Origin of the sequence: Streptomyces sp. B5E4 (genome assembly GCF_039871555.1) — a bacterium.
In the GTDB taxonomy this organism is placed as follows: domain Bacteria; phylum Actinomycetota; class Actinomycetes; order Streptomycetales; family Streptomycetaceae; genus Streptomyces.
Genome location: NZ_JBDPMI010000026.1, coordinates 17,131 through 43,546, shown reverse-complemented (window position 1 = coordinate 43,546; position 26,416 = coordinate 17,131). Strand labels below are relative to the sequence as shown.

28 protein-coding genes are annotated in these 26,416 nt (G+C 72.5%); 12 read left to right on the top strand and 16 right to left on the bottom strand.

Going from position 1 to position 26,416, the window contains the following annotated elements; all coding sequences use genetic code 11:
* Positions 1-116: 116 nt before the first annotated feature.
* From ABGA99_RS27290 to ABGA99_RS27280, 3 genes are read right to left on the bottom strand one after another with little or no spacing between them, the layout of a single operon-like run.
* The gene (locus ABGA99_RS27290; protein ID WP_347583638.1) at positions 117-1,097 is read right to left on the bottom strand and encodes a hypothetical protein; all 981 of its coding nucleotides are present in this window, start codon (positions 1,095-1,097) and stop codon (positions 117-119) included.
* Positions 1,094-1,909 (bottom strand): hypothetical protein, encoded by an 816-nt coding sequence (locus tag ABGA99_RS27285; protein WP_347575238.1) that lies wholly within the window; start codon positions 1,907-1,909, stop codon positions 1,094-1,096. The genes ABGA99_RS27290 and ABGA99_RS27285 overlap by 4 nt, the downstream gene beginning before the upstream one ends.
* Positions 1,906-2,856 (bottom strand): hypothetical protein, encoded by a 951-nt coding sequence (locus ABGA99_RS27280; protein ID WP_347575237.1) that lies wholly within the window; start codon positions 2,854-2,856, stop codon positions 1,906-1,908. The genes ABGA99_RS27285 and ABGA99_RS27280 overlap by 4 nt, the downstream gene beginning before the upstream one ends.
* Before the next feature lie 84 nt (positions 2,857-2,940).
* Here ABGA99_RS27280 and ABGA99_RS27275 point away from each other — a divergent pair, with 84 nt between their 5' ends.
* Complete coding sequence (locus ABGA99_RS27275; RefSeq protein WP_347575236.1) at positions 2,941-3,303, top strand: DsrE family protein; 363 nt, start codon at positions 2,941-2,943, stop codon at positions 3,301-3,303.
* A 55-nt stretch (positions 3,304-3,358) separates the two neighbouring features.
* Here the strand turns inward: ABGA99_RS27275 and ABGA99_RS27270 are convergent, their stop codons facing one another.
* The 7 genes from ABGA99_RS27270 to ABGA99_RS27240 form a co-directional block, all read right to left on the bottom strand.
* Positions 3,359-3,610 (bottom strand): DUF3099 domain-containing protein, encoded by a 252-nt coding sequence (locus ABGA99_RS27270; RefSeq protein WP_347583637.1) that lies wholly within the window; start codon positions 3,608-3,610, stop codon positions 3,359-3,361.
* 54 nt (positions 3,611-3,664) lie between these two features.
* Positions 3,665-3,952, bottom strand: coding sequence for a DUF1416 domain-containing protein (locus ABGA99_RS27265; RefSeq protein WP_101423859.1), 288 nt, complete (start codon positions 3,950-3,952; stop codon positions 3,665-3,667).
* Positions 3,953-3,996: 44 nt separating this feature from the next.
* Complete coding sequence (locus tag ABGA99_RS27260) at positions 3,997-4,839, bottom strand: sulfurtransferase (protein WP_347575234.1); 843 nt, start codon at positions 4,837-4,839, stop codon at positions 3,997-3,999.
* A 168-nt stretch (positions 4,840-5,007) separates the two neighbouring features.
* On the bottom strand, positions 5,008-5,148 hold the full coding sequence (locus ABGA99_RS27255; RefSeq protein ID WP_347575233.1) for a putative leader peptide: 141 nt from the start codon (positions 5,146-5,148) through the stop codon (positions 5,008-5,010).
* A gap of 213 nt (positions 5,149-5,361) precedes the next feature.
* Positions 5,362-6,090 carry a DUF2993 domain-containing protein gene (locus ABGA99_RS27250; RefSeq protein WP_347583636.1) on the bottom strand — a complete coding sequence of 243 codons (729 nt, stop codon included), beginning with the start codon at positions 6,088-6,090 and terminating at the stop codon, positions 5,362-5,364.
* Between the two features lie 97 nt (positions 6,091-6,187).
* On the bottom strand, positions 6,188-8,005 hold the full coding sequence (locus tag ABGA99_RS27245; RefSeq protein WP_347583635.1) for a hypothetical protein: 1,818 nt from the start codon (positions 8,003-8,005) through the stop codon (positions 6,188-6,190).
* A 7-nt stretch (positions 8,006-8,012) separates the two neighbouring features.
* Positions 8,013-8,270, bottom strand: a complete 258-nt coding sequence (locus tag ABGA99_RS27240; protein ID WP_347575230.1) for a MoaD/ThiS family protein — start codon at positions 8,268-8,270, stop codon at positions 8,013-8,015.
* 143 nt (positions 8,271-8,413) lie between these two features.
* Here ABGA99_RS27240 and ABGA99_RS27235 point away from each other — a divergent pair, with 143 nt between their 5' ends.
* The 3 genes from ABGA99_RS27235 to ABGA99_RS27225 all read left to right on the top strand — a co-directional run bounded on the left by ABGA99_RS27235 (position 8,414) and on the right by ABGA99_RS27225 (position 12,408).
* Positions 8,414-10,159 (top strand): ABC transporter ATP-binding protein, encoded by a 1,746-nt coding sequence (locus ABGA99_RS27235; protein ID WP_347575229.1) that lies wholly within the window; start codon positions 8,414-8,416, stop codon positions 10,157-10,159.
* A 71-nt stretch (positions 10,160-10,230) separates the two neighbouring features.
* On the top strand, positions 10,231-12,069 hold the full coding sequence (locus ABGA99_RS27230) for an ABC transporter ATP-binding protein (RefSeq protein ID WP_347583661.1): 1,839 nt from the start codon (positions 10,231-10,233) through the stop codon (positions 12,067-12,069).
* Positions 12,070-12,138: 69 nt separating this feature from the next.
* Positions 12,139-12,408, top strand: a complete 270-nt coding sequence (locus ABGA99_RS27225) for a hypothetical protein (protein ID WP_347575228.1) — start codon at positions 12,139-12,141, stop codon at positions 12,406-12,408.
* On the opposite strand, the gene ABGA99_RS27220 is transcribed toward ABGA99_RS27225, so the two are convergent.
* Positions 12,389-13,423 (bottom strand): alpha/beta fold hydrolase, encoded by a 1,035-nt coding sequence (locus ABGA99_RS27220; protein ID WP_347583634.1) that lies wholly within the window; start codon positions 13,421-13,423, stop codon positions 12,389-12,391. The two genes, ABGA99_RS27225 and ABGA99_RS27220, sit on opposite strands and share 20 nt — an antisense overlap.
* 163 nt (positions 13,424-13,586) lie before the next feature.
* Here ABGA99_RS27220 and ABGA99_RS27215 point away from each other — a divergent pair, with 163 nt between their 5' ends.
* From ABGA99_RS27215 to ABGA99_RS27205, 3 genes are all read left to right on the top strand, one after another.
* On the top strand, positions 13,587-14,324 hold the full coding sequence (locus ABGA99_RS27215; protein WP_347575226.1) for a response regulator transcription factor: 738 nt from the start codon (positions 13,587-13,589) through the stop codon (positions 14,322-14,324).
* Positions 14,325-14,399: 75 nt separating this feature from the next.
* Positions 14,400-15,416 carry a LacI family DNA-binding transcriptional regulator gene (locus ABGA99_RS27210; protein WP_347575225.1) on the top strand — a complete coding sequence of 339 codons (1,017 nt, stop codon included), beginning with the start codon at positions 14,400-14,402 and terminating at the stop codon, positions 15,414-15,416.
* A gap of 174 nt (positions 15,417-15,590) precedes the next feature.
* Positions 15,591-15,797, top strand: coding sequence for a DUF397 domain-containing protein (locus ABGA99_RS27205; protein WP_347575224.1), 207 nt, complete (start codon positions 15,591-15,593; stop codon positions 15,795-15,797).
* A 3-nt stretch (positions 15,798-15,800) separates the two neighbouring features.
* Here ABGA99_RS27205 and ABGA99_RS27200 read toward each other — a convergent pair whose 3' ends face one another.
* The 3 genes from ABGA99_RS27200 to ABGA99_RS27190 form a co-directional block, all read right to left on the bottom strand.
* On the bottom strand, positions 15,801-16,439 hold the full coding sequence (locus tag ABGA99_RS27200) for a hypothetical protein (RefSeq protein ID WP_347575223.1): 639 nt from the start codon (positions 16,437-16,439) through the stop codon (positions 15,801-15,803).
* 120 nt (positions 16,440-16,559) lie between these two features.
* Positions 16,560-17,702: an ISL3 family transposase gene (locus tag ABGA99_RS27195; protein ID WP_347575222.1), complete on the bottom strand. Its 1,143-nt coding sequence runs from the start codon at positions 17,700-17,702 to the stop codon at positions 16,560-16,562.
* Positions 17,703-17,965: 263 nt separating this feature from the next.
* A complete protein-coding gene (locus tag ABGA99_RS27190; protein ID WP_347575221.1) occupies positions 17,966-18,916 on the bottom strand; it encodes an NmrA/HSCARG family protein in 951 nt (316 codons plus the stop codon).
* 288 nt (positions 18,917-19,204) lie between these two features.
* On the opposite strand from ABGA99_RS27190, the gene ABGA99_RS27185 reads away from it, so the two are divergent.
* The 5 genes from ABGA99_RS27185 to ABGA99_RS27165 all read left to right on the top strand — a co-directional run bounded on the left by ABGA99_RS27185 (position 19,205) and on the right by ABGA99_RS27165 (position 23,581).
* Positions 19,205-19,453: a helix-turn-helix domain-containing protein gene (locus tag ABGA99_RS27185; protein ID WP_347583660.1), complete on the top strand. Its 249-nt coding sequence runs from the start codon at positions 19,205-19,207 to the stop codon at positions 19,451-19,453.
* A 317-nt stretch (positions 19,454-19,770) separates the two neighbouring features.
* Positions 19,771-20,799, top strand: coding sequence for a trypsin-like peptidase domain-containing protein (locus ABGA99_RS27180; RefSeq protein ID WP_347575220.1), 1,029 nt, complete (start codon positions 19,771-19,773; stop codon positions 20,797-20,799).
* Positions 20,800-20,803: 4 nt separating this feature from the next.
* Entirely contained in the window at positions 20,804-21,538 is a 735-nt protein-coding gene (locus ABGA99_RS27175; RefSeq protein ID WP_347583633.1) for a response regulator transcription factor, read from the top strand.
* The gene (locus ABGA99_RS27170; RefSeq protein ID WP_347575218.1) at positions 21,535-22,977 is read left to right on the top strand and encodes a HAMP domain-containing sensor histidine kinase; all 1,443 of its coding nucleotides are present in this window, start codon (positions 21,535-21,537) and stop codon (positions 22,975-22,977) included. The genes ABGA99_RS27175 and ABGA99_RS27170 overlap by 4 nt, the downstream gene beginning before the upstream one ends.
* A gap of 181 nt (positions 22,978-23,158) precedes the next feature.
* The gene (locus ABGA99_RS27165) at positions 23,159-23,581 is read left to right on the top strand and encodes an SSI family serine proteinase inhibitor (protein ID WP_347575217.1); all 423 of its coding nucleotides are present in this window, start codon (positions 23,159-23,161) and stop codon (positions 23,579-23,581) included.
* A gap of 35 nt (positions 23,582-23,616) precedes the next feature.
* Here ABGA99_RS27165 and ABGA99_RS27160 read toward each other — a convergent pair whose 3' ends face one another.
* Together ABGA99_RS27160 and ABGA99_RS27155 are read right to left on the bottom strand one after the other, a co-directional pair.
* The gene (locus ABGA99_RS27160; protein WP_347583632.1) at positions 23,617-24,420 is read right to left on the bottom strand and encodes an SAM-dependent methyltransferase; all 804 of its coding nucleotides are present in this window, start codon (positions 24,418-24,420) and stop codon (positions 23,617-23,619) included.
* Positions 24,421-24,577: 157 nt separating this feature from the next.
* A complete protein-coding gene (locus ABGA99_RS27155) occupies positions 24,578-26,323 on the bottom strand; it encodes a bifunctional metallophosphatase/5'-nucleotidase (protein WP_347583631.1) in 1,746 nt (581 codons plus the stop codon).
* Positions 26,324-26,416: the final 93 nt, after the last annotated feature.

Sequence of the window (26,416 nt, the reverse complement as noted above, 5' to 3'; positions counted from 1 at the left end):
CAGACCAGCACGAGCAGGATGTCGAAGGTGACGACAAGCACGAGGGCGCTCCGTAACGATGAGGGACGTACCGCCGCCGAGTCTAACCGCCGGGCCCGGCACCGGCCCGGCGGGCGTCAGCCGAGGAGCTGGTGCTGGAGGACCAGGGTCTGCTGGAACGGGACCAGCTCCGCCTCCTCGGGCGCCTCGACGGTGACCAGGCCCACGGTGTCGCCGGCGACGACGTACGCCTGCCGGACGTGCTCCTTGCCGCGCGGCTTCGCCTCGTCGTACACGTACAGCTCCATCTCCGGCAACTGGTCCTTGTCCGACCAGCGCTCGTCGACCGCCACCTCGGGGGCGCCGGTCAGGTCGCGGGCGGTGGAGATGCCGCCGGCGAGCTGCTCGTCGTAGAAGTGCGCGGCGAGGGAGCCGGTGTTGAACTGCAGCAGGTAGATCCGGGCACGGGTGCCGTCGGGCATGGTCCAGCCGGTGGCGGCGATGTGGCGTACGGCATCGTCGGTGAGCGCCTGCCGCAGCTCCTTGCGCTCCTCCTCGGCGTAGACGGAGGTGAAGTCGGCGGGCGCCAGCCAGCCGTCCTCGGTCTTCAGCTCCTCGTCGTCCTCGGCGCCCGCGGGGGCGGGCAGCAGCAGGTCGCGGAGGTCGGCGTGGTGGACCTCGCCGGCGTTGGCGGGCGCGAACGGCGGCGGCTTGCCCTCGGGCAGCGCGGGCAGTTCCAGCTCGGGGTAGTCCCAGCGGCCGTCGCCGTCGGTGGCCAGGCCGGGCAGGTCGCCGCGCTCGGCGCCGGTGACGGCGTAGGCGGAGCCGAACGCGGCGCCGGCCAGCAGAAGGACGGCGGCACCCCAGCGCAGGGCGGGGCGCAGCCACCGGCGGGGCGGCCTGGGCGGGGCGGGGGGCTGGGGGTGCGGCGGGGCCTGGTACGGGGACGGGGGTTGCTGGGCGTACGCGGGGGCGGGGGCAGCGGGTCCGGGCGCGGGGTGCGCGTACTGCGGCTGCTGCGGTTGCCCGTACTGCGGCTGGGGCTGCTGCGGCGGTGCGGCGTGCGCCGGCAGGGGGGTGGGGTCCGGGTGCCGGGGGGTCGGGTCGTAGCCGCTCATATGGACTTCCCGGGGGCGTCGATGTGGTCGAGCTGCTCCTCCAGGAGCCGTACCGCGCGCTCGCCGTGACCGGCCGGTCCGTACGCGGTGAGCGTGACCAGCATCTCGCCCTTGGCCGCCGAGCAGGTCATCATCTTCACCGCGTCGCCCTCCGCGCTGAGGGCGGTTTCGGGCACCAGGAAGCACGCGGCGCTCTTGTGCCCGTCGACCTTCGGCCCCTCCTCGAAGAGGTCCATCGTGCGCGTCAGCTCCTCCTGTACGGCCGCGAGCCCCGCCGCCTTGCCCTCGCCCGAGAGCTCGGCGAGCTGCACCTCGACGACGAGGTCGGCCTCGTCGGCCGCGTAGGACCGCATGGCCATCCCCTTGAGCTCCAGGTCGTCCAGCGCGTCGAGCTGCATCCGCCGCTGGTCGGGCGGCAGTCCGCGCGCGCTCTGCTTGTAGACCGCTTCCGCCTGCTTGGCGGTCAGGACGGTGTCGTTGCCGAACCCGTCGATGTCCGGCCCCGGGTGGTAGCCCGCCGGCATCGGCAGCAGCGCCTTGCCGATCGGGCCGCCGGGGGGCGCGGGGACGCCCGGGTCCTTGGCGGCGTCGCCGTCGAGGCCGCGCTCCCCGGGCTTCTTCCAGACGTCGGTGCTGCCGGCGCCGCGGTCGGCGTCCTGCACCTTCAGCGCGGTGGCGACGACCCCGGTGGCCGCCGCCCCGGCGACGAGCACCGCGGCCAGCACGACGGGCACGAGCCGCCGGGACCGTGGCGCCGGCGGGGCGGGCGCGGCGGCCGGCGGCGGGACGGGTCCGGGGTAGTGGCCGGTCACAGGCGCTCCAACTGGCGTTCGGCGATCGTCGTCAGGTCCTTCTGCTCAAGCGGGGAGCTTTCGATCAGGTAGATCTCCATCACGATGTCGCCGCGGCGCGCGAGGGCCATGCCCTGGTAGAGCGGCGGCACCCCCACCTCCTCGTACGGCTCCTCGGGGAAGTAGGCCTTGCCGTCGGCGGAGCCCTTCAGCGACACGGTCGGCACCCGGCCGTTCGGGCCGAGGGAGGAGAACATCTGCTGGTTCTCCAGGTAGTCGACGGACCCGGCCGCCGTGTCGTTGCGGAACTGGAAGAGGTTGACCATGACGACGGACTCGGTGTCCCCCTCGTTGCGCCACGAGGTGAACGCGGTCCGCCGCAGCCCGTTCTCCAGCATGAACGTCAGCACCTCCCCGGGCGCACCCGTGCCGGCCGCCACCTCGTACGGCGCGAGCCAGCCCTCGCCCTCGCCACCGACGTCGAGTTCGGCGTCGACCGTCCCGGCCGGCCGGGAGACGAGCAGCTCGCGCAGGTCGCCGTCCGTCTTCACCCGGCGGTCCTGCGCGGCGGACAGCGGTTCGACCTCGTCGTCGGGCAGCGGGTCCTCGGGGTGGGCGAGGCCGGGCTGGTTGAGCGGGGGGAGCGGGGTCGGGGGGTTGCCGGCCTGCTCGAAGTAGCCGTAGGTGACGCCTCCGAGGGCGCCGGCCAGCACGGCGGCGGCCAGCAGCAGGGCGGTGCGCTTCCCGCGGCGGCGCGGCCGGGTGCCCGCGGCCGGCGCCGCTCCGGCGTCGGCGGCCGTGCCGTACGCGCCTTGTGCCGTGCTCCCGTACGCACCCTGTGCCGCGCTCCCGAACGTCCCGTACGACGAGGTCCCCGGCGGCCGGGTGTCGGGTCTGATCGGCGTGAGCCTGGTCGTCGGCGGGTCGTCGGCCGCCTGCGGGCCGCTCGTTCCGTCGGGAAAGGTCACAAGCGCCCCCTGCTCCGGTCCATACCTGTACAGCGCGCGGCGGCGCCAGAACGTCACCCTCGCGGCAGTCCCTACAGTTGGCGCATGGCCAAGAAGCTTGTGATCAAGGTGACCGCGGGTACGGATGCGCCGGAGCGCTGCTCCCAGGCGTTCACGGTGGCGGCCGTCGCCGCCGCCAGCGGCGTGGAGGTGTCGCTCTGGCTGACCGGGGAGTCCGCGTGGTTCGCGCTGCCCGGGCGGGCCGCGGAGTTCGAGCTGCCGCACGCCGCACCGCTGCCGGAGCTGATCGACGGGGTGCTGGCGACCGGGCACATCACGCTGTGCACCCAGTGCGCCGCGCGCCGCGGGATCGAGGAGAAGGACGTGCTGGAGGGCGTACGGATCGCGGGGGCGCAGGTGTTCGTCAGCGAGGCGATGGCGGACGGCAGCCAGGCTCTCGTCTACTGACCCGGCTGCCGGGCGTGCGTCCTCTTTTGCCGCACCGCACGTCTGGTCCGCGGTTTCACTTCTCGTCCCACCACGTGTCGCCCTCCTCCCGCAGGTTGCCGACGATGACCGCCACCGGCACGAGGGCCGCCGCGACCACGCACATGACGAGGGCGGCGGTTGTGGAGAAGGGCAGGGCGACGGCCCCGGCGAGGACGAACAGCAGCACCGCGGTGCCCATCAGCAGGAAGTAACGCCTCCGCCGCCGCGGCTGACTCCGCGGCACGCGGGGGTCCGTGTGGACGCCGGAACGGCGAAAGCCCCGCATACCTCCACGGTACGCCCGGGAGGCGGTGCGGGGCTTCGCGCGGACCGCGCGGTCTCAGACCGCGATCGCGACCTCCGAGAGGCCGCCCTGCTGGGCGACCACGGTGCGGTCGGCGGTGGCGCCGGGCACCAGGGCCCGTACGGTCCAGGTGCCCTCCGCGGCGTAGAACCGGAACTGGCCGGTGGCCGAGGTCGGAACCTCGGCCGTGAACTCGCCGGAGGCGTCCAGCAGCCGCACGTAACCGGTGACGGGCTCGCCGTCGCGGGTCACGGAGCCCTGGATGGTGGTCTCGCCGGCCTTGACGCTGGCGGCGTCGGGGCCGCCTGCCTTGGCTCCGCACATGAAGGGTGGTGTCCTTTCTCGGGGTGTGACCGGGCGGTCAGCGGTCAGTCGTTGGCGCCCAGCTCGATCGGCACGCCGACGAGCGAGCCGTACTCGGTCCAGGAGCCGTCGTAGTTCTTGACGTTCTCCTGGCCCAGCAGCTCGTGCAGCACGAACCAGCTGTGCGCCGAGCGCTCGCCGATGCGGCAGTAGGCGATGGTGTCCTTGGAGAGGTCCACGCCCTCGCCCTCGTACAGCTCCTTGAGCTCCTCGTCCGACTTGAAGGTGCCGTCGTCGTTGGCCGACTTCGACCAGGGGATGTTCCGGGCGGTGGGCACGTGCCCGGGGCGCTGCGACTGCTCCTGCGGCAGGTGCGCCGGGGCCAGCAGCTTGCCGGAGAACTCGTCGGGGGAGCGGACGTCGACGAGGTTGAGCGTGCCGATCGCGGCCACGACGTCGTCGCGGAAGGCGCGGATGGCGGTGTCCTGCGGCTTGGCCTTGTACGCGGTCGCCGCGCGCTGCGGCACCTCGGCGACCAGGTCGCGGGAGTCCAGCTCCCACTTCTTGCGGCCGCCGTCGAGGAGCTTGACGTCGTCGTGGCCGTAGAGCTTGAAGTACCAGTAGGCGTACGCGGCGAACCAGTTGTTGTTGCCGCCGTAGAGGACGACCGTGTCGTCGTTGGCGATGCCGCGCTCGGACAGCAGCTTCTCGAAGCCGGCCTGGTCGACGAAGTCGCGGCGCACCGGGTCCTGGAGGTCGGTCTTCCAGTCGATGCGGACGGCGTTCTTGATGTGGTTCTTGTCGTACGCGGCGGTGTCCTCGTCGACCTCGACGAGGACGACCTTCGGGTTGTCGAGGTTGGCCTCGACCCAGTCGGCGTCCACCAGGACGTCACTGCGGCGACTCATCTGCTTCTCTCCTCCGGAGCGCTGGGACAGGGGTACGGCGGGTGTGCCGCCGGCGCACGCAGCAGGCAGGGCGGAGCGCCGGGGGCGGAGTGTGCGGACAGCCGGGCGGGCGGTGCGGGGGGAGGCACTGACCCGGCTGGGGGCGGGAGCTGCGGACCCGGACCCCGGTCAGGCGGTGCGACAGAGCATGGCGGCGACGCGGCACAGGTCGACGGCGCGCCGCTGGGTCAGGTGATCTGCCTGTCCCCTGGGGCGGGGACCGCTCATCGAGCACAGCATGCGGTCGATCGTACGGAGGGACGTGCGCATGTGTCACCGTTGTGTCGGATCATGAGACGGCTTCGTCCGGAATATGGGACGAGGTCGGGGTGGGGGAGGTGGGGGGAGGGTCCCGCGGGGGATGGCGGGGGCGGGGTTTCTGCGGTACGGACGCGGCGGTCTCAGCTTACGGACGGGAGCGGGTGTCCGGGGGCGTACGGCGGCCGTGTCGGTGCCTCCGTGCGGGTGGGTGCGGGGGCGGCCCTACTTCTTGGCCGAGCGCTCGTCGCCCAGTTCCACGTCCTTGCCGCTGCCCGTGACGACGATGCCGTCCTGTGTCACCTCGACGTCCGTCAGGCGTATCCCGGGCGGCAGGTCGTTGATCGTCCAGTTGTAGTCCATGTGGTCGCGTACGTAGTCCTCCAGGCCCGGCACGCCCCTGAGCTTGTCCACTCCGGTGGCGCGCAGCCGGATCGTGTCGCCGTCGACCACGCTGACCTTGCCGAGCAGCGACTCCTCCAGCCGCTGCCCGAGGAAAGTCGTGCCGACCGTCGCCTTCACCTTGTTCTCGCCGGCCGCGCCCTTCCCGCCGTACGAGACCACCACCACCGGCAGCGCCGCGGAGATGTCCTCGTACGTGATCGTCACCTTGCCGTCGGCCCTGTCCGCCGTCGCCCGGTCCCAGTCGTCGCCCTCGATCCGCACGCCCGACAGCTCCCCGCGCACGCCGTCCAGCCGGAGCGCGCGGCCGCCGCTGCCGACGGCGTCGATGCCGTCGATCCGTACGTCCACGGCCTCGAACTCGCGCGACATCACCTGCGTCAGGAAGGGGAAGCCCTTGATGTCGATCTCGGGCCGCTGGGAGAGTCCGTACTCCTTCTCGATGCGGTCGGCCGCGTCCGACTCGGCCAGCTTCAGCGCGATGCGGTCGGCGGCGAGCGTGAGCAGGGCGACCACGACCAGCACCACCGCTGTGATCCTCAACGCGCGCATCGGTTCTCCGCCCCCCGGTCGGTCGTGCCTGAGAGCTTAGACAGGTGGACGGCTCCGTACCCGCAGGTTGGCGGGAGCGGCGGCCTGCGGCGGCGGGTCAGAGCAGGGCCAGCCCGAGCAGGTGGACCGCGGGCACCGAGAGCGTGAGCGGCAGGGAGACCCCGGCCGTCATGTGCACGAACCGCGACGGGTAGTCGTAGCTCGCCACCCGGACCGCGATGAGCACGCACACCCCGGCCGCCAGTCCCAGCAGCCCGCCCGCCGCGCCCATGTCGGTGCCGAGTCCCGCCGCGAGACCGCCGGCCCCGGCCGCGGCGACCGCGGCGACGGGCGAGGCCTTCGGCGGCAGCGGCACTCCGCGCCCCAGCGTCCCGGCGGCCACCGCGACGGCGCCGACGACGACGGCGTGCCGCTCGGCGGCGAGGTAGCCGGAGGCGAGGACGGCGAGGGTGGCGGCGGCGAGGGCGACGTTGAGCGCGGTGAGGCGCTCCTTGGGCGCGCTGGTGCTGCGCAGTTGGACGAGGGCGATGAGGAGGAACCAGCCGCCGAGGGAGCCGAGCGCGGCGATCACGGCGTCGTCCTCGTCGACGGCGAGGACGGCGCCGGTCGCGGTGAGCCCGGCGGCCGCGGCCAGCGCGATGCCCTCGCGGGCGGGCCACATGCCGTTCAGCCGGAACCAGCCGGCGGCGGTGACGCCCTGCAGCAGGGCCACGGCGACGGCGAGCCCGGGCCGCACGTCGAGCGCGGCGGCGACGGCGAGGAGTGCGGCGAGCACGGCGGTGAGCGCGGCGGGCTGCGGCCCGGGCGCTATGAGCACCGAGGTGCCCTCCTCGCGGAGCACCTCGGCGGGGGGCTTGGGACGGCGGAGGGCGGGGGCACCGTAGAGGGTCCCGGTCTCGGGGCCGCCGGGGCCGGGGAAGCCGGCGCCCGGGGTGCCGGGGCGGCTGTGGCCGCCGGCGGCGGGGACGTCGGGGTGGACGTCGGCGGGGTGTCCGGCGGCGCCGGGATGTCCGGCCGCGGGGCCGTGGGCCCCGGCTGCGGTCCCGGGGTGCCCGGCTGCGGTGCCCGGGTGGGCTGCGGTGCCGCCGCGGTCCCAGCCGTCGGGCCACTGGGCGCCGCCCCCGCCCGGGGGCTCGTGTCCGGTGACCGGCGGCAGGTAGGCGGTCTGCTCGGCCGCCCCGGCGCCGGTCCCGGCGTATCCGGCGGGCCCGGCGTCCGTCACCGGCGGCATGTAGGCCGTCTCCTCGACCGCCCCCGGTCCGTGCGGTGCCGCCGCGCCGCGGCCGTCGCTCCCGGCCGGTGCCGGATACGCCGTGCCCGGGGCGGCACTTCCGGCGGCGTACGCCTGCGGGGGCCCGCCCGGGCCCGTACCACCGCCGAGCGAGCCGCTGCCGTAGGCCCCCGGCCCGCCGGGCTGCTGCCGGCCGTGACCGCCGTAGGGCGCCGCGTGCCTGCCGGGCCGGCCCGCGTCCGCGGAGCCCTGGCCACGGCCGTGTCCCGGCTGCCCCCCGGCCGGGGAGCCCTGCCCGCCGCCGTACGGGCCCTCGCCGTACCCCGCGCCGATCACGCCGGGCTGTCCCGCGCCCGCGGGATCCTGGCCGCCGCCGTACGGCGCCCCGTGCCCGCCCGCACCCGTCGACCCGCCGTAGGCGTCCCCGTACGGGCCCGCGTCGGTCACCGGGGGCAGGTACGACGTCTGCTGGGCCGCCGCCGACTCCTCGTGCAGGGCCATCCCCAACTGGGTCTCCGGGCCCCCGTACCCGTCGTCGCCCTGGCCCGCCGCCGGCGGGAACCGCGTGTGCCCGCCCGGGGTGCCGGCCTCGGCGCCCTCGCGCGGCTCCTCGTACGGGGCCCAGCCCGCGGGCGTCGGCGGGGCCGCCGGCCACGGCGTGGGGTCGTGTCTCTCGTCGCTCATCGTGCGCCTAGCCTCCCGCGAACGGGGGCAGGACCTCAACCGTCCCCCCGTCCGCCAGCGCCACCCCCGCGTGGTCGCGCGCGCCCACCGCCCGCCCGTCCACCAGGAACGAGCAGCGCGCCAGCACCCGCGCCAGCCCCTCCCCGTGCCGGCCCGTGGCCGCGGCCAGCGCCTCGGCCAGGGTGTCGGCCGCGTAGGGCTCCTCCGCCGTGCCCGCCGCGGCCTTGGCCGCCGCCCAGTACCGGATGGTGCCGTTCGCCGTCATGGCGTCCCGTTCCCTTCCCTTCCCCGTGCCCCGCCAGTCCCTCGACTCCCTCGCGTACCGCGGACCCGCGGCGCGTACGCCCCCCATCATGCCCCTGGCGAAATTCTCGTCGCCCCGGGCAACCTTCGACGTACGCTGCGGACGTGCTCGCCCGAATCCTCCGCGCTCACCTGCGCCCCTACCGCCGGGACCTCGGCTGGATCGTGGCGCTGCAGCTCGTCGCGACCGTGACGACGCTCTACCTCCCCACGCTCAACGCCGACATCATCGACCACGGCGTCATCCCCGGCGACAACGGCTACATCCTGCGCACCGGCGGCTGGATGATCGCCTTCAGCCTGGTGCAGCTCTGCGCGGCCGGCGGCGCCGTGTTCCTCGGGGCCCGTACGGCCACCGCCCTCGGCCGCGACATGCGCGCCTCCGTCTTCGACCGCGTGCAGACCTTCTCCGCACGCGAGATGGCCCGCTTCGGCGCCCCGTCCCTCATCACGCGCACCATGAACGACGTGCAGCAGATCCAGATGCTCGCCCTGATGACGTTCACGATGATGGTCGCGGCGCCGATCATGTGCGTCGGCGGCGTCGTCATGGCGCTCAACCAGGACGTGCCGCTGACGTCCCTGCTGCTCGTCGTCGTGCCGGCGGTGGGCGTCGTCGTGGCGCTGATCGTGCGCCGCATGCGCCCGCTGTTCCGCAGCATGCAGAAGCGCATCGACGAGGTGAACCGCATCCTGCGCGAGCAGATCACCGGCATCCGCGTCATCCGCGCCTTCGTCCGCGACGAGCACGAGCGGCGCCGCTTCGGCAAGGCGAACGACGACCTGAGGGACGTGGGCGTACGGGCCGGGCGGCTGCTGGCGCTGCTGTTCCCGACCCCGATGCTCGCGGTGAACCTCTCCAGTGTCGCCGTCGTCTGGTTCGCGGCCGGGCGGATCGACAGCGGCGCCATGGACGTCGGCGCGCTGACGGCGTTCCTCTCCTACCTGATGTACATCCTCAGCAGCGTCATGATGGCCACCTTCATGTTCATGATGATCCCGCGCGCGGAGGTCTGCGCCGAGCGGATCCAGGAGGTGCTGGACACCGAGTCGTCGGTGGTCCCGCCCGCGGCCCCGGTGCCCGCGGCGGCCGAGCCCCGCGAGCGGGGGCGGCTCGACGTCCGCGGCGTCGAGTTCCGCTACCCGGGCGCCGAGGAGCCGGTGCTGAAAGACGTCGACCTGGTGGCACGTCCGGGGCGGACGACGGCGGTCATCGGCAGCACCGGCAGCGGCAAGTCGACGCTGCTGGCCCTCGTGCCCCGGCTCTTCGACGCCACCGCGGGCAGCGTCGCGGTGGGCGGCGTGGACGTACGGGACCTGGATCCGGCGGCGCTGGCGCTGGCCATCGGCTACGTACCGCAGAAGCCGTACCTCTTCAGCGGCACCGTCGCCTCGAACCTCCGCTACGGAAAACCGGACGCCACCGAGGACGAGCTGTGGGACGCGCTGCGCACCGCGCAGGCGGCGGACTTCGTCCGCGCCATGGACGGCGGCCTCGACGCGGCCGTCGCGCAGGGCGGCTCGAACGTCTCCGGCGGCCAGCGGCAGCGGCTCGCGATCGCCCGCGCGCTGGTGCACCGGCCCGACATCTACCTCTTCGACGACTCCTTCTCCGCCCTCGACTACGCCACGGACGCCGCCCTGCGCGCGGCCCTCGCGCGCCGGCTCGGGGACGCGACGGTCGTGATCGTCGCCCAGCGGGTCGCCACGATCCGGGACGCGGACCGGATAGTGGTCCTGGACGAGGGCCGGGTGGCGGGCGCGGGCACGCACGCGGAGCTGATGGCGGCGAACGAGACGTACCGCGAGATCGTGCTCTCCCAGCTCACCGAGAAAGAGGCGGCGGCATGAGTGCGCCGGCGAAGGAACCCGGGAAACAGCGGCAGCCGTCGCCGCCCGGCCCGCGGCCCGGCGGCGGGCCCATGCGCATGTTCAGCGGCCCGCCCGTCGAGCGCTCCCTCGACTTCCGCGGCTCCGCCGTCCGCCTCCTGCGCACCCTGCGCCCCGACCGCACCCTGATCCGCGTCATCCTCGTCCTCGGCGCCGCCAGCGTCGCGCTCACCGTCGCGGGCCCGAAGCTCCTCGGCCACGCCACCGACCTCGTCGTCGCCGGCGTCTACGGCGACCGCGTCGACACCGGCTCCGCCCGCGCCACCGACGGCATCGACTTCGACGCGGTCGGCCGGACGCTGCTGTGGGCGGCCCTTGTGTACGTCGCCGCCTGGGGGCTCGGGCTCGCGCAGGCGCGGCTGACGGCCGTGGTCGTGCAGCGGGCGGTCTTCCGGCTGCGCGAGGACGTGGAGGCCAAGCTGTCGCGGCTGCCGCTGTTGTACTTCGACCGCCACCAGCGCGGCGAGATCCTCTCCCGTACGACCAACGACATCGACAACGTCGGGCAGTCGCTGCAGCAGACCATGAGCCAGATCGTGACGTCGCTGCTGACGATCGCCGGGGTGCTGGCGGTGATGTTCTGGATCTCGCCGCTGCTGGCGCTGGTCGCGCTGGTGACCGTGCCGCTGTCGATCACGGTGGCGACCCGGGTCGGCAAGCGCGCGCAGCCGCAGTTCGTGGCGCAGTGGGCGTCCACGGGCAAGCTGAACGCGCACATCGAGGAGATGTACACCGGGCACTCGCTGGTCCAGGTCTTCGGCCGCCGGGAGGAGGCCGCCGAGACCTTCCGCGAGGAGAACGACGAGCTGTTCCGGGCCGGCTACCGGGCGCAGTTCATCTCGGGGCTGATCCAGCCGGCGATGATGTGCATAGGCAACCTCAACTACGTGCTGGTCGCCGTCGTCGGCGGCCTGCGGGTCGCCTCGGGCGCGCTGTCGATCGGCGACGTGCAGGCGTTCGTGCAGTACTCGCGGCAGTTCAGCCAGCCGCTGGGGCAGATCGCGTCCATGGCGAACCTGGTGCAGTCGGGCGTCGCCTCGGCGGAGCGGGTCTTCGAGCTGCTCGACGCGGACGAGCAGGAGCCGGACGCGGCGACCCCCGCCCGCCCGGCGGAGCCGGTGCGGGGCGAGGTGGCGTTCGAGGGCGTCTCGTTCGCGTACGAGCCGGAGAAACCGCTGATCGAGGACCTGTCGCTGACGGTGCGCCCGGGCCAGACGGTGGCGATCGTCGGCCCGACGGGGGCGGGGAAGACGACGCTAGTGAACCTGCTGATGCGGTTCTACGAGGTGGCCGGCGGCCGGATCCTGCTCGACGGCGTGAACGTGGCGGAGATGAGCCGCGAGGAACTGCGGGCGCAGATCGGGATGGTGCTGCAGGACACATGGCTGTTCGGCGGCACGATCGCGGAGAACATCGCGTACGGCGCGCCGGCGGGCACCCCGCAGGAGAAGATCGTCGCCGCCGCGAGGGCCACCCACGTCGACCGCTTCGTCCGTACGCTCCCGGACGGCTACGACACGGTGATCGACGAGGAGGGCACGGGCGTCTCGGCGGGCGAGAAGCAGCTCGTCACCATCGCCCGCGCGTTCCTCGCGGAACCGGCGATCCTGGTCCTGGACGAGGCGACCAGCTCGGTGGACACCCGCACGGAGGTCCTGATCCAGCACGCGATGGCGGAACTCCGCACGGGCCGTACGAGCTTCGTGATCGCCCACCGCCTCTCCACGATCCGCGACGCGGACGTGATCCTGGTGATGGAGTCGGGCAGCATCGTGGAACAGGGCACGCACGAGGAACTGCTGGCGGCGCAGGGCGCGTACGCGCGGCTGTACCAGGCCCAGTTCGCGGAGCCGGTGGCAGAAACGATCTAGGTCACCCGTGCGGGTGGACTCCGTCCCGGACCGATGATCTGCCTGGTCCGGCTGGGTGAGACTGGCAGCGTGAGCGTCAAGGGAGCACTGTCGTCGCAGGCGACGGTCGAGGAGTTCGAGGAGATCGCACGGTTCGCCTGCCAGGTGACGGACAAGGCGGTCAGATTTGAGTTCCTCAACGGGAAGATCAGCGTGAAGCCGGCGGCCGACGGAGACCGATGCGAGATCATCGCGTGGCTGGCGCACCAGTGCTTGCGGAGCGAGAGCCCGTTGTGCGTCCTCCCCCAGCCGGCGGGGATCGAACTCGACACCGGGGAACTCAAGAACTACGTCCGCTGACCGCCTCGGCCGCCCACGCCGCGATCCGCTCCAGCAAGTCCTCGCTTGCCGCGTTCTCCGCGTGGCCGAAGTCCTCCTCCAGCCACAGCTCCGCCCCGCCCGGCTCCGCCGCCGCGGCGAGGGCCTCGGGGTGGTCCACGGGGAAGTACGTGTCCCGGGTGCCGTGGACGATGAGGAGGGGGGCCGGGGCGATCAGCGGGACCGCCGCCGTGGGGGAGAGGGGTTCGGGGTTCCAGCAGCGGTGGTGGATGCGGGTCTTCAGGGCGAGGCGGGAGACCGCGCGGCCCGTACGGCGTTCCACTATCCAGTGCAGCCGCCGCATCGGCGCCGTGCCGCGGTAGTACCAGCGGGCCGGCGAGCTGACGGACACGATCGCGTCGGCGTACGGGACCGTGCCCGTGGGGATCGCGCCGGCGCCGAGTGCGTGGGCGCCGAGCGCCACCGAGCCGTCCGTACCCGAGCCGAGTGCCACCGGGCCGTCCGCTCCCCGGTCGGCCGCGCCCCCGGCTCCCCCCGTCGCGGCCGTTCCGTACGCCCCCGTGCGCCCCTCGCGCCCCCCACGCTCCCGTTCGTTCCCACGCGCCTCCGGGCGATACAGCGCGCCGTGGCGCAGCACCACCGAGCCGCCCATCGAGAACCCCACCGTCGCCACCCGGGCGTGCCCCAGCGACCGGGCCCACGCCACCGCCGCCGCCAGGTCCAGCACCTCCCGGTCCCCGACCGTCGACCGCCCGCCGGAGCCGCCGTGGCCCCGGAACGAGAACGTCACCACCGCCGCACGCTGCGTGAACACCGCAGCCGCCCGCCGGATCGCCGGCCGCTCCAGCGCGCCCGTGAAGCCGTGCGCCACCACGATCGCCGGGGCGCCGGGGCGCGGCCCCGGAGCGTACGCCGCCTCGATCGGCACCCCGTCCGCCGCGCGCAGCAGCGCCGTACGGGAACCGGGCGGGGCGGGTGCGGCAGGACCGGGTGCGGCGTCTCGTCGGCCGGACGAGGCCGCGGAGGTGGAGCTCATGTGGGCTATTCTGACGTGTGAAGGACCCGGGCAAGGTTGCCCCCGGGTCCTTTCGTGCTTACATGCCACCTTCTGAGGAGGCCGATCACATGGGCAAACGCAGAGGCAGAGCCGAGACCGAGACGACCGCGAGCACCGCCGTCCCCCGCCGGGAGGTGCGCCCGTGAGTTCTCTGCTGCTTCTGACCAACGCCCTGCAGCCCTCCGCCGAGGTGCTCCCCGCGCTCGGGCTGCTGCTCCACAACGTGCGCGTGGCCCCCGCCGAGGGCCCCGCACTGATCGACACCCCGGGCGCCGACGTCATCCTCATCGACGGCCGCCGCGACCTGCCGCAGGTACGCAGCCTGTGTCAGCTCCTGCGCTCCACGGGCCCCGGCTGTCCGCTGATCCTCGTCGTCACGGAGGGCGGGCTCGCCGCCGTCACCGCCGAGTGGGGCGTGGACGACGTCCTGCTGGACACCGCCGGTCCGGCGGAGGTGGAGGCGCGGCTGCGGCTCGCGCTCGGCCGGCAGCAGCTGCCCGCCGACGAGAGCCCCACCGAGATCCGCAACGGCGATCTGACGGTGGACGAGGCCACGTACAGCGCGAAGCTGAAGGGACGGGTGCTGGACCTGACCTTCAAGGAGTTCGAGCTGCTGAAGTACCTGGCGCAGCACCCGGGGCGGGTGTTCACCCGGGCCCAGTTGCTCCAGGAGGTCTGGGGCTACGACTACTTCGGCGGCACCCGCACCGTCGACGTCCACGTCCGGCGGCTGCGGGCGAAGCTCGGTCCCGAGCACGAGTCGTTGATCGGCACGGTACGGAACGTGGGCTACCGCTTCGTCGTGCCGGAGAAGGCGGAGAAGAAGGCCGAGAAGCAGGAGCAGAAGGGCGCGGCGCACGAGGCGCGCCACCGCGCGTAGGTAAGCCCCCAGGCGGTGGCCAGGGCATCACAGAGGCGGGGTAGTGCGGGGAGTCATCACGCGTAGACTTGCGCCGTGGCCAAGGTGACGCGGGACGACGTGGCACGGCTGGCGGGGACCTCGACCGCGGTCGTGAGCTACGTCATCAACAACGGACCCCGGCCGGTCGCCCCGGCCACCCGGGAGCGGGTGCTCGCCGCGATAAAGGAGTTGGGCTACCGCCCGGACCGCGTGGCGCAGGCCATGGCCTCGCGGCGGACGGACCTCATCGGCATGATCGTGCCGGACGCGCGGCAGCCGTTCTTCGGCGAGATGGCGCACGCGGTGGAGCAGGCGGCGTCCGAGCGCGGCAAGATGGTGCTCGTCGGCAACTCCGACTATCTCGACGACCGCGAGGTCCACTATCTGCGGGCGTTTCTCGGGATGCGCGTCTCCGGCCTGATCCTCGTCAGCCAGGGCCCCAGCGCGGCCGCGGCGGCGGAGATCGACGCATGGGACGCGCGGGTGGTGCTCATGCACGAGCGCCGGGACCAGCCGGAGGACCTGGTCGTCGTCACGGACGACGTCGGCGGCGCGCGGCTGGCGACCAGCCACCTGCTGGACCACGGCCACGCGTACGTGGCCTGCCTGGGCGGCGTCGAGACGACCCCGACGACGGGCGACCCGGTCACCGACCACGTGGAGGGCTGGCGCATCGCGATGCGCGCGGCGGGCCGCTCGACGGAGGGCCGGCTCTTCCAGTCCCCGTACAACCGCTATGACGCCTACCAGGTCGGCCTCAAGCTCCTCTCCGGCCCGGACCGCCCCCCGGCCCTCTTCTGCGCCACCGACGACCAGGCCATCGGCCTGCTCCGTGCGGCCCGCGAACTGCGCATCGACGTCCCGGGCGAGCTGGCGGTGGCGGCCTTCGACAACGTCAAGGAGGCGGGTCTCACGGACCCGCCCCTGACGACGGTCGCCTCGGACCGCCCGGCGATGGCCCGCGCGGCGGTCGACCTGGTCCTGGACGAGACCCCCCTGGCCACCCGCCGCGAACGCCTGAAGCAGTTCCCCTCCCACCTGGTCACCCGCCGCTCCTGCGGCTGCCCGTAGCGGGGGCGGGGCGCCGGTCCGGCGGCAGCCGGAGCCGCACCCACACGCACTTCCCGATGCCGTTGGCCCGCCGATGGGTACCCCAGTCGTCCGCAAGCGCGTCCACGAGCGCCAGCCCGCGCCCGCTCTCGTCGTCCTCGCCCGCGATGCGGGGGTGGGGCCAGTCGTCGGCTTATGCGGTCACTGGAGCACGGCAGCGTTGCGTGGCGCCGGTCCAGCTACAGCGGTGAGTCCGGCAACTGCGTCGAGATACGTCGAGGCGCGACCGCGATCAGCGTCCGAGACAGCAAGGACCCCGGGAGCGGCGTCCTCGCTGTCAGCGCTGCCGCGTGGGCCGACTTCGTTGCAGCTGTCAGACGCGGGGAGTTCCCGCAGACGTAGCGCTCAGTCCGGATGGGCACCCGCCGGGGGCGGTCTGTACGACCTCACCGGATCGGCCCAGCCGCCGAGGCGGCGGCTCAGGCCGAAGCGGGCCGGGAGCCACCATCGCCTTCTGACGTGGCCGTCCGTAGCGGGTGACCACCGAGGGCCCGACAGGTCCTCCACTCCCCACCAGGTCTTGACCGCCTTCCGTCCGTGGAGCTTCAGCAGCGGCCATCGCGGTATGTGCAGGCCGACATAGACCATGTTCACGTCGTCTCCGCACTTGGTCGTGTAGAAGCACCGGTGCCCGTCCGTGTAGCTCGACCCCAGGCCGCAGTCGAGTCCCATGGTGCCGCCGAGCCAGGTGAGGGCCAGCTTTCCGTCCGCGGGGATCGACGGTACGAGCACCGGGTTGTACCAGACCTCGCGGTTCAGGCCGCGCGTGAGCGAGGTGCGCACCGTCTGGGCGACCACGACGTTGGTGGCCGGGCCCCGGCCCACGTTCATGAGCCACCACTTCGGTTCGGCGTCGTCCGTCTGCGCGCTCTCCCACATGAACTGCAGGACGGGCATGTGAGAGCGACGGTCGGACATGTAGGCGAGGATGAACGAGCCGAGCGATACCAGAACGGCGAACGCGGAGATGATCAGTGCCAGCACGGCACCTCCCCCTCGGGGCTGGCGGGCTGTCCGGATCCGGTGAGGAGCAACGCGGCGCCACAACGGCCACCGTAGTACCGCCGCGCCTCCGGCCCCACCCCTCGGCTTTATAGGCTCTTCCTACTTCAGGTGGGGGCTGGTGAGTCCGCCTCCGATGAGCAGCATGCGTAGTCGGTAGTGATCGCGGTTGCGGAAGCCTCGTGCGATGCGGCGTTGGAGTTCGATGAGTCCGTTGATGGCCTCTGTGCCGCCGTTGTTGGCGCGGCCGGTGTCGAAGTAGGCGAGGAAGGCTTCGCGCCATTGCTGCAGCGTCTTGCCGAGTCGCTTGATCTCCTTGATCGGGCACGTCGGGAAGGTAGCGAGGACCTTCTCGGCGATCTTGCGTCCCTCGGCAGGACCGTCGGCCTGGTAGGCGGCTCGCAGTTGCTGGGCGCAGAGCCAGGCGACGAGAACCTCGTCGTGGCGTTCGTCAGCGGCGATCGTGAGGTCGAGTCGCGCTCGTTGTCGGTCGGTGAGTTTCTCGACCCCGCAGCGCAAGATGGTGCGGATGCCGTAGAGCAGGTCGCCCTTCCTGCCCCGGTGGCCATGGATCTGTTGCTGGACGCGACGACGGACCTCGTCGACGGCCGCGGAACCGAGCTTGACGACGTGGAACGCATCCAGGACCGCAGTCGCATCCTCGAGCTTGTCATCAATGGCGTTCTTGTAGCCGCGGAACGGGTCCAAGGTCGCTTCCTTGATCCCGTCACGGAAGCCCGGTCCGCGTTCTTCGAGCCAGTCGGCGTAGGCCTGCCCGGACCGGCCCGGGACGAGGTCGAGCAGCCGGGCTCGTGTCCTTCCCTTCGCGTCGGTGGTCAGGTTGACCATCCCGGTCAGCGTCTTCGGCCCGCGACCCCCTTGGTCGATGGGTCGTTCGCTGACATGGCGCCAGACATGCTCATCGACCCCGAGCCGGGTGACCCCGTCGAACCGCGTGTCGTCATCGGCCATCGCCTTGAGCAGGGGACGGATCGAGGTCCACACCGTGTTCCATGTCGTGCCGAGCTGGCGGGCGATCCCGCGCACGGAGGCGTGCTCACGCCGCAATTGTCGGATCGCCCACCAGCACGCCCGCACGGTGAGCAGCGCCCGCGGCTCGGCCACCGTATGGTTCTGCTCGGTGAACGTGCCGACCGGGCAGGCCGGTTCGACACAGCGCCAGGTCCGCTTGCGCCACACGATCTTCACGGGCCGGTCGAAGCAAGGTGCGTCGATTAGGACCACCTCAACGTCGACCGTGGGAGTGAGCGATCGCGCCGCAGGTCCGGCAGCCCATCACCATCCGCGCCGACTCGACCCGAACAGTCAATCGGTCGCCATCACCCCGGTCGACGTCAATCACGTGGAGATCGTCGAGACCGACGAGCAGGTCGCAGTTCACGCAGTAGGTGTTGGCGTGATGGCAGCGCGCAGCGGCACGTGCCACGGGCTCAGACAACGTCGAGGCCTTCCCGAATGGCGCGTGTCTGATCTCGTCGGCGATGGGTCTAGTGACCAAAGGTGACCGGCTGGCCATGCCAGCCGGTCTTGCGGAGGAACTGTTCCCAGCTCAGCGTGTTGGGATCGATGCGCCGGCTCCACGTCGTGTCGCGGTCGTCTCGGAAGTATCCGAGGTCGACCGCGTACTGGGCCATGCCGAGGGTTTCGTCGACCACCAGAGGGTTCTCTCCCAGCGCGGGGAAGTAGGTCAGCAGGTCTTCGCGAGAGTAGGCGCTGCGGTACTCGGCTTTGAGTCCGGTGACGCGGGAGAACTCCTCGACCATCTCGGCTGGGGAGATGACGTCCCCCACGACCGGCAGACAGGCGCCGCGGTAGGTGTCGGGGTTGGAGAACACCTCGAGGGCGGCCGGCCCGGTCGCGGTGAGTGGGTCCACGAACGGGGCACGGAAGTCTTCGGGGAGGTAGAAAGGCATGAGCACCGTGTCACCATCGATGTGCGGGGTGTAGTACTCCAGTGCGTTGGTGTAGAAGAACGAGAGCATGATGAAGGTGTGCGCGATCGGCAGAGTCCGGATGTACTCCGCGATGAGCGCCTTGTCCGTGAAGTGCGGGGCGTACTTGGTGCCCGAGGACCGCTCGTCGACGTTCTCGAGAGCACTGAAGACGACGTGTATCACTCCGGCCTCGACCGCTGCATCGGCAAGTTGGCGCCCGAGAGGGAACTCCTCGGAGGGCGGCGCGATGACTGGGGTCATCAGGAAGGCCCCCTCGGCCGATCTGAACGCGTCGACGAGCTCGCGCTGGTGACCCAGCGCGAGAGGAACCTCGGCGATCTCCGCTCCCAGTCCTGCCAGGCTCCGGGCCTGGGCAGAGCCGGCGTCCCGGGTCAGGGCTCGCACTCGGAACCTGCCGCTCTCAAGCAAGGAGGTGGCGACGCTCCTTCCCTGCTTGCTAGTGGCACCCGCGACGACGATCAACGGCTTGCTGCTCTCAGACATCGTGTACTTCCTCTTGTGTATCCCCGGTGTTCGCGGCGGACGGCAGTTGCGCGGCAGATACCGGAGGGGCGTGAACGCAACAATCATATCGTGATATCGCGATGTGTCAATGTGTGGCTGGGGGCGAACTCGGTTCGTCACATCGAGATACGATGGTGCGTGAGAGGCGAGGAGGCGACCGTGGCGACGTCACAGGCAACGAACTCAGGAGGCGACGCGGAGAACGAGCCCCCTCTGGCTGCGGTCGAGGCCTTGAAGGCGCTGGCGAACCCTGCACGGCTGCAAATCATGGACTGGCTGCGGGACCCTCACCGCGAGTTCGCTCAGTGGGAGCCAATAGCCGACCGGGACGAGGTCGGAGTCTGCGTCAGCCATCTGCAGGCCAAGTCGGGGCTGGCGCAATCGACAGTCTCCTCGTACATGGCAACCCTCGAGCGGGCAGGCCTGGTACAGGCCACACGGGTCGGCAAGTGGATCCACTACAAACGCAACGAGGGCACGCTGTCGCGACTCGCGGAGATGCTCCGCGGCACATAGCGACGATCACGAAAGGGCGCCACGAGGCGACCAACGGCGCACGGCACACCAGACTCCTCGCGACATCGCGGGCGTGACTGAGGCAGGAACCAATCCCTGCCTCCGCGATCCTCGAAGCCTCGCTTTCCACGCTAGCCGCGATCATTCCCCCAGGCATCGACCAGGGCGGCGTGTTCCACCAGATCGATCAAGCACTTGGCGACCGTTGCCCCCACCTGAAGTAGGAAGAGCCGCTTTATATCGGGCAAACGCGGTTTTACTCCACTTCTTACATCCGTCTCAGACGCCTCTCAGAATCCGCGGGGATCGTCGAAGGCATGACGGAGCAGACATACCGCACCAGCACCCAGCCCGCCTTCGTCGCCGGCCGTGACGGGGTCCTGCCCGCCGACCGGGCCGCCGCGGGCCACCCCCAGACCCTCGCCGGGACGCACGGCGGCGGGTACGCCGGGTTCGGCGCCCCGCCGCCGCCCTCCGCCGGCCCGCCGCGGCGCAGGCGCGCCAGGGGCCCCCTCGGGCTGCTCGCCGCCGCCGCGCTCGTCGCGGCCGTCGTCGGGGGCGGCAGCGCCGCCCTCGTCGGGGAGCTGACCGATTCGTCCGCCACGAGCACCAGCGCCGCCGGCCCCGCCAGCGGCACCCAGGTCTCCGCGGGGAACAGCGGCTCCGTCACCGGCGTGGCCGCCGCCGTCAGCCCCAGCGTCGTGGAGATCCAGTCCTCCTCGACCGCCGGGCAGTCGACGGGATCCGGGGTGATCGTCACCGAGAGCGGCGAGATCCTCACCAACAACCACGTCGTCTCCGGCGCCGACCAGGTCCAGGTCACCTTCAGCGACGGGTCCACCGCCGCCGCCGACGTCGTCGGCACCGACCCCGACCTCGACATGGCCCTCCTCCAGGTGCAGGGCAAGAGCGGCCTCAAGCCCGCCGTCCTCGGCGACTCCGACTCCCTGAGGGTCGGCGACGAGGTCGTCGCCATCGGCTCCCCCGAGGGCCTGAGCGGCAGCGTCACCAGCGGCATCGTCTCCGCGCTCGACCGAGACGTGACCGTCGAGAAGGAACAGCAGCAGCCGCAGAGCGGCGAGCAGTGGCCGTTCGGCTTCGGCGGCGGCCAGTACAACGGGCGGCTCGGGCCGCAGACGACCACGTACCAGGCCATCCAGACCGACGCCTCGCTCAACCCCGGCAACTCCGGGGGCGCGCTCGTCGACATGAACGGCCGGATCGTCGGCATCAACTCGGCCATGTACGCGCCGCAGGACAGCTCCTCCGCGGGCAGCGTCGGCCTCGGCTTCGCCATCCCCGTCAACGATGTGAAGCACATCCTCGACGACCTCAGGAACAATTGAGACCGTGACCGAGCAGCAGCAGCGCATCCTGATCGTCGACGACGAGCCGGCCGTACGCGAGGCGCTGGAGCGCAGCCTCGCCTTCGAGGGCTACGGGACCGAACTCGCCGTCGACGGTCTCGACGCCCTCGACAAGGCCGTCTCGTACCGGCCCGACCTCGTCGTCCTCGACGTGCTCATGCCCCGCATGGACGGCCTGACCGCCGCCCGCCGGCTGCGGGCCGCCGGCGACCGGGTGCCCATCCTCATGCTCACCGCCCGCGACACCGTCGGCGACCGCGTGACGGGCCTCGACGCGGGCGCCGACGACTACCTCGTCAAGCCCTTCGAGCTGGACGAGCTGTTCGCCCGCATCCGCGCGCTGCTGCGCCGCCGCGCGTACGCCGAGGGCGGCGAGCCGCCCGACACCGCCGAGACGCTGGAGTTCGGCGATCTGCGGATGGACCTCGCCGCCCGCGAGGTCACCCGCGGCGGCCGGCCGGTGGAGCTGACGCGCACCGAGTTCACGCTGCTGGAGCTCTTCCTCCACCACCCGCGGCAGGTGCTCACCCGCGAGCAGATCCTCAAGGCCGTCTGGGGCTTCGACTTCGAGCCGTCCTCCAACTCCCTCGACGTGTACGTCATGTACCTGCGCCGTAAGACCGAGGCCGGCGGCGCCCCCCGGCTGGTCCACACGGTCCGCGGCGTCGGCTACGTCCTGCGCGCCCCGGAGCCCGGCGGCAGGGGCGCCGCCAGGTGACGTCCCGCTTCGGCCGGCTGCCGCTGCGTTCGCGGCTGGCCCTGCTCACCGCCGCGGCGGTCGCGGTCGCGGTGGCGGCGTGCGCGGTGGCGGCGTGGTTCCTGGTGCGCTCGCAGCTCCTGTCGTCGCTCGACGAGGAGTTGACCAAGACGGTGCCGGCGACCGGGATCAAGATCCAAAACGGCAGGCTCCAATGCCCGCAGTCGGTGCCGGACGCCACCGGGCCGTTCAGGCCGAGCGGCCCGACGGTGCAGGTCGTACTGGAAGACGGTCAGCGGTGCTACCAGACCGGTGAGCGGCTCGTCGAGGTCCAGGGGCAGGACACCCGGGTCGCCGGCGGCGAGCTGGACTGGGCGGCCCACAACACGACTGCCGACGACGGCACCGAGTACCGCGTGCTCACGCGCCCCTGGCCCCGGGTCCCAGGCGTCGCCTATACCGTCGGCCGTCCCCTCAGCGAGGTCACCGACCCTCTCGACACCCTTGCCCTCGTCCTCACTCTGCTCGCCGCCGGCGGCGTCGTCGCGTCCGGCGTCGCCGGGGTGGCGCTCGCCCGCGCGGGCCTGCGCCCCGTGGAGCGGCTGACGCATACCGTCGAGCACATCGCCAGGACCGAGGATCTCGCCGTCGAGATCCCCGTCGAGGGCGACGACGAGATCGCCCGGCTGTCGCGGTCGTTCAACGCCATGACCGCCGCACTGGCCACCTCCCAGGAGCGGCAGCAGCAGCTCATCGCCGACGCCGGGCACGAGTTGCGGACGCCGCTGACCTCGTTGCGTACGAACATCGAACTGCTCGCCCGCAGTGAGGAGTCCGGCCGCGAGCTGCCGCCGCGGCAGCGCAGGGAGCTGCTGGAGTCCGTCACCGCGCAGATGACCGAGCTGGCCGCGCTCATCGGCGACCTCCAGGAGCTGTCCCGGCCCGACGCCGCGCCGGACAAGGCGCAGCTGGAGGTCGTCGCGCTGGACGAGATCGCCGAGCGGGCCCTGCGGCGGGTGCGGCTGCGGGCGCCGGAGGTGCGGATCGAGGCGGAGCTGGCGCCCTGGTTCGTACGGGCCGAGCCCGCGGCGCTGGAGCGGGCCGTGGTCAACCTGCTGGACAACGCGGTGAAGTTCTCGCCCGCCGGCAGCCGGGTCGAGGTCCGGCTCGGCGCCGACGGGCTGCTGCGGGTGCGCGACCACGGTCCCGGCATCCCGGAGGCGGAGCTGCCGCACGTCTTCGAGCGGTTCTGGCGCTCGCCGTCGGCGCGCAGCCGGCCGGGCAGCGGGCTCGGGCTGTCGATCGTGGCCCGTACGGTGCAGCAGGCCGGCGGCACCGTGGAACTGCGCCGGGCGGCCGGCGGCGGGACGGAGGCGCTGCTGCGGCTGCCGGGGGCGCCGGAGCCGCCACCGGGTTCCTCAGCCGCGATCCGGGGGCGCGGGCAGGACCGTTCGGGGTAGGGCCGTTCGGCCCGCCGCCCGGAGGGGCGAATCGGCCGTGGGGACCCGTACGGGGCAAGCAAACGGAATCGAAGGACATGCCTCCTTCGGGTGACGGTGCCGCCCGTAGCTGACCGACTGGGGTATCTCTGACGTTCCAGACCCCCGTACGCCCCACGCCCCCGCCGAGGAGAAACCCCCCATGACCGTCCGGCCCCTCGCCGCCGTCCTGGCCGCCACCGCCACCGCCGTGCTGCTGCCGCTGACCGCCGCCGCCACCGCCTCCGCCGAGCGCCCGCTGCCCGAGCCGTTCGACGCCACGCACCTGCGGCTGACGACGAAGTACGTCAGCGACCGCGCCAAGGGCGGCTTCACGTATCTGGACTGCGAACCCGTCGGGGGCACGCACCCCGCGGCGGAGTCGGCCTGCACGGACCTGGCGAAGGTCGACGGGCGGTTCGAGGAGCTGTCCGACAAGCAGGGCGCCTGCACGATGCAGTACGAGCCCGTGGAGCTGCACGCCACCGGCACCTGGCGCGGCAAGCCCGTCGAGTACGTCTCCGAGGTCTTCCCCAACCCCTGCATGGCGGATCTGGCGACCGGCGGGAACGTCTTCAACTTCTAGCCGTCCCCCGGCCGCCGCGGCGGGGCGCGAGCGCGCTAGGGCTTGCGCCCCACCGCGCCGTACGCGTCGATCGGCTTGGCCGCGCCCACCTTCGGCGAGCCCGGCCGCCAGCGCGTGATCGGCACCATGCCGGGTGCGAGCAGCTCCAGCCCCTCGAAGCACCGGGCCAGCTCGTCCGGGCCGCGCAGGTGGTACGGGACGCCGCCGGCCTCGATGAGCTTCTCGCCGCCCTCGACGACGGCCTCGCCGGTGTCGGTGCCGTCCCACAGCACCAGGTGGCTGCCCGACGGCACGGCGTCCATGACCCGGCCCACGATGCGGCGCAGCTCGGTCAGCTCCGGCTCGTAGCCCAGCACCCCCATGAACATCACCGCCACCGGCTCGGTGAGGTCCAGGGTGTCCGCCGCGCCGGTGAGGATCCGCTCGGGGTCGTGGTAGTCGGCGTGGACGTACGCGGTCACGCCCCCGGGCCCGGTGTTGACCAGCAGGGCGCGGGCGTGCGCCAGCACCAGCGGGTCGTTGTCGACGTACACGACGCGGGCCGCGGGGGCGCTCTGCTGCGCCACCTCGTGGGTGTTCTGCATCGTGGGCAGGCCGGTGCCGATGTCCAAGAACTGCCGGATCCCCGCCTCCCTCGCCAGGTGGGAGACGACCCGGATGAGGAACTGGCGGGACTGCCGGGCCATGGTCACGATGTCCGGGTAGACCTGCGCGACGGCGTCACCCGCGGCGCGGTCCGACTGGTAGTTGTCCTTGCCGCCCATCCAGTAGTTCCAGATCCGCGCCGCGTGCGGCACGGAGGGGTCGACCGCCGGGGGTGCCGCGTCCTCGTTGCTCATCGTGACCGTCCTGCCGGGAGAGGGCTGCGCGGAAGGGGCCCGTCCCGCCGGGGAGTCGCGGAGGGACGCGCCGGGTGACCATCACAGCAGAAGGGGGTGGGCGGCGCAGGCGATTCCGCCCGCAACCGCTCACCCCCCGGAGGGTCTCCCCGGTCGGCTACTGCCCGATCACCGTGATCCGGTCGGCGGCCGGCGGTGCCAGCGGCTTGTCCGCGCTGGAGTTCGCCGTCAGGTAGTCCTCAAGGGCGGCCAGGTCGTCCCCGCCGACCAGCGGGTCCGTACCGTCGGCCAGGGTGGGGAAGCCGTCGCCGCCGCCGGCGAGGAAGGAGTTGACGGCGACCCGGTACGTGGCCGCCGCATCCAGCGGCTGCCCGTCGAGCCGGACCGAGTCGGCGACGACGCGGTCGGCGCCGGACTTGGTGAGGTCCAGGGTGTACGTCAGTCCGGCGGACGGCTGCAGGACCTTCGGCGCCGCCTCGTTGGCGCCGCTGACCTGCTCGCGGAGCACCTGCAGAAGCTGCTCGCCGGTCAGGCTGGTCAGGTTCACGGTGTTCGAGAACGGCTGGACCGTGAAGCCCTCCCCGTACGTGACGACTCCGTCGCCCTCGCCGCCGGACGCCGCGTACGTGAGGTCCGCGCGGATCCCGCCGGGGTTCATCAGCGCCACCTGCGCGTTCTCGTCGAGCGTCCTGGCGTGGGCGAGCTGGGCGTCGGCGATGAGGTCGCCGAGCGGGGACTCGGTGCCCGCGCGCGGGATGTCGCCGGAGACGTAGCCGACGGGCTTGGCGGCGATCGGCGCGGCGAGCGCGTTCCACTCCTCGATCAGCGCGGTCATGTCCCCCGCCCTGGGCTGCTCGCGGTCGACCACGTGGTTCTCGGCGTCCGGCAGCTCGGTCGCGGTGCGCACGATGTCGCCGCTGCGGCGGTCGTACGTCAGCGTGGTGTCGGTGTAGAGGCGGCCGAAGGACGACGCGGAGGTGACGCTGCGCGCGTTGCCCTTCGGGTCGGGGATGGTGCAGGCGTACGGCTGGTGGGTGTGTCCGGTGACGAAGGCGTCGACGCTCGCCGTCGTGCCCCTGGCGATCTCGGCGACCGGTCCGGAGATCCCGGCGCCCGGACCGGGGGTGTCGCAGTCGTAGTTGTACGCGCCGCCCGCCGAGGCCGCCGGGAAGCCGCCCTCGTGGACGAGCGCGACGATGGACTCCACGCCCTGACGCCGCAGTTGCTTCGCGTACTTGTCGAGCGTCTCGATCTCGTCGTGGAACTCCAGGCCCTTGACGCCCTCGGCGGAGACGATGTCGGGGGTGCCTTCCAGCGTCACGCCGATGAAGCCGATCCTCACGCCCTGCTTCTTCCAGACGTACACGGGGTCGAGGGCCGGCCTGCCGGTCTTCTCGTCGGTGACGTTGGCGGCGAGGTAGGGGAAGTCGGCGCCCCCGTAGGTGCGGCCCTCGGTGTAGCCGCCGTCCTCGGGGTGGTTGCCGCCGTCCTGGAGGCGGCGCAGCTCGGCGACGCCCTCGTCGAACTCGTGGTTGCCGACGCCCGCGACGTCGAGGCCGAGGCCGTTCATGGCCTCGACGGCGGGCTCGTCGTGGAAGAGGCCGGAGATCAGCGGGCTGGCGCCGACGAGGTCGCCGGCGGCGGCGGTGACGGAGTAGCGGTTGCCCTCGCGGGCGTCGCGCAGGGAGGTGGCGAGGTATTCGGCCCCGCCGGCGGTGATGTTCTTCTTCGAGCCGTCCGGCTGGAGTTCGGTGACCTGCCCCGAGGAGCCCTGCGGGGGTTCGAGGTTGCCGTGGAAGTCGTTGAAGGACAGCAGTTGGACGTCGACGGTACGGCCGCGGTCCCGCTTCTTCGCGCTGTCCGCGCCCGCCGGCTGCGCGGCGGCGAAGAGGCTCCCGGCCACCGCCAGTGCGGCGGCGCCCGCCGCGGCCCGGCGCCCCCTTCGTGTCGTACGGACCCTGCCTGCCGGCTCTGTGCTTCGAGACCTCACTGTGAA

Excerpts from the sequence above, each read along its gene's own strand:
- ABGA99_RS27240 (WP_347575230.1), bottom strand. The coding sequence starts at position 8,270 with ATGACGGCGAACGGCACCATCCGGTACTGGGCGGCGGCCAAGGCCGCG.
- ABGA99_RS27205 (WP_347575224.1), top strand. The coding sequence starts at position 15,591 with ATGCGGTCACTGGAGCACGGCAGCGTTGCGTGGCGCCGGTCCAGCTAC.
- ABGA99_RS27180 (WP_347575220.1), top strand. The coding sequence starts at position 19,771 with ATGACGGAGCAGACATACCGCACCAGCACCCAGCCCGCCTTCGTCGCC.
- ABGA99_RS27275 (WP_347575236.1), top strand. The coding sequence starts at position 2,941 with ATGGCCAAGAAGCTTGTGATCAAGGTGACCGCGGGTACGGATGCGCCG.
- ABGA99_RS27230 (WP_347583661.1), top strand. The coding sequence starts at position 10,231 with ATGCGCATGTTCAGCGGCCCGCCCGTCGAGCGCTCCCTCGACTTCCGC.
- ABGA99_RS27255 (WP_347575233.1), bottom strand. The coding sequence starts at position 5,148 with ATGCGCACGTCCCTCCGTACGATCGACCGCATGCTGTGCTCGATGAGC.
- ABGA99_RS27185 (WP_347583660.1), top strand. The coding sequence starts at position 19,205 with ATGGACTGGCTGCGGGACCCTCACCGCGAGTTCGCTCAGTGGGAGCCA.
- ABGA99_RS27245 (WP_347583635.1), bottom strand. The coding sequence starts at position 8,005 with ATGAGCGACGAGAGACACGACCCCACGCCGTGGCCGGCGGCCCCGCCG.
- ABGA99_RS27270 (WP_347583637.1), bottom strand. The coding sequence starts at position 3,610 with ATGCGGGGCTTTCGCCGTTCCGGCGTCCACACGGACCCCCGCGTGCCG.
- ABGA99_RS27265 (WP_101423859.1), bottom strand. The coding sequence starts at position 3,952 with ATGTGCGGAGCCAAGGCAGGCGGCCCCGACGCCGCCAGCGTCAAGGCC.
- ABGA99_RS27190 (WP_347575221.1), bottom strand. The coding sequence starts at position 18,916 with ATGTCTGAGAGCAGCAAGCCGTTGATCGTCGTCGCGGGTGCCACTAGC.
- ABGA99_RS27290 (WP_347583638.1), bottom strand. The coding sequence starts at position 1,097 with ATGAGCGGCTACGACCCGACCCCCCGGCACCCGGACCCCACCCCCCTG.
- ABGA99_RS27160 (WP_347583632.1), bottom strand. The coding sequence starts at position 24,420 with ATGAGCAACGAGGACGCGGCACCCCCGGCGGTCGACCCCTCCGTGCCG.
- ABGA99_RS27165 (WP_347575217.1), top strand. The coding sequence starts at position 23,159 with ATGACCGTCCGGCCCCTCGCCGCCGTCCTGGCCGCCACCGCCACCGCC.
- ABGA99_RS27250 (WP_347583636.1), bottom strand. The coding sequence starts at position 6,090 with ATGCGCGCGTTGAGGATCACAGCGGTGGTGCTGGTCGTGGTCGCCCTG.
- ABGA99_RS27220 (WP_347583634.1), bottom strand. The coding sequence starts at position 13,423 with ATGAGCTCCACCTCCGCGGCCTCGTCCGGCCGACGAGACGCCGCACCC.
- ABGA99_RS27260 (WP_347575234.1), bottom strand. The coding sequence starts at position 4,839 with ATGAGTCGCCGCAGTGACGTCCTGGTGGACGCCGACTGGGTCGAGGCC.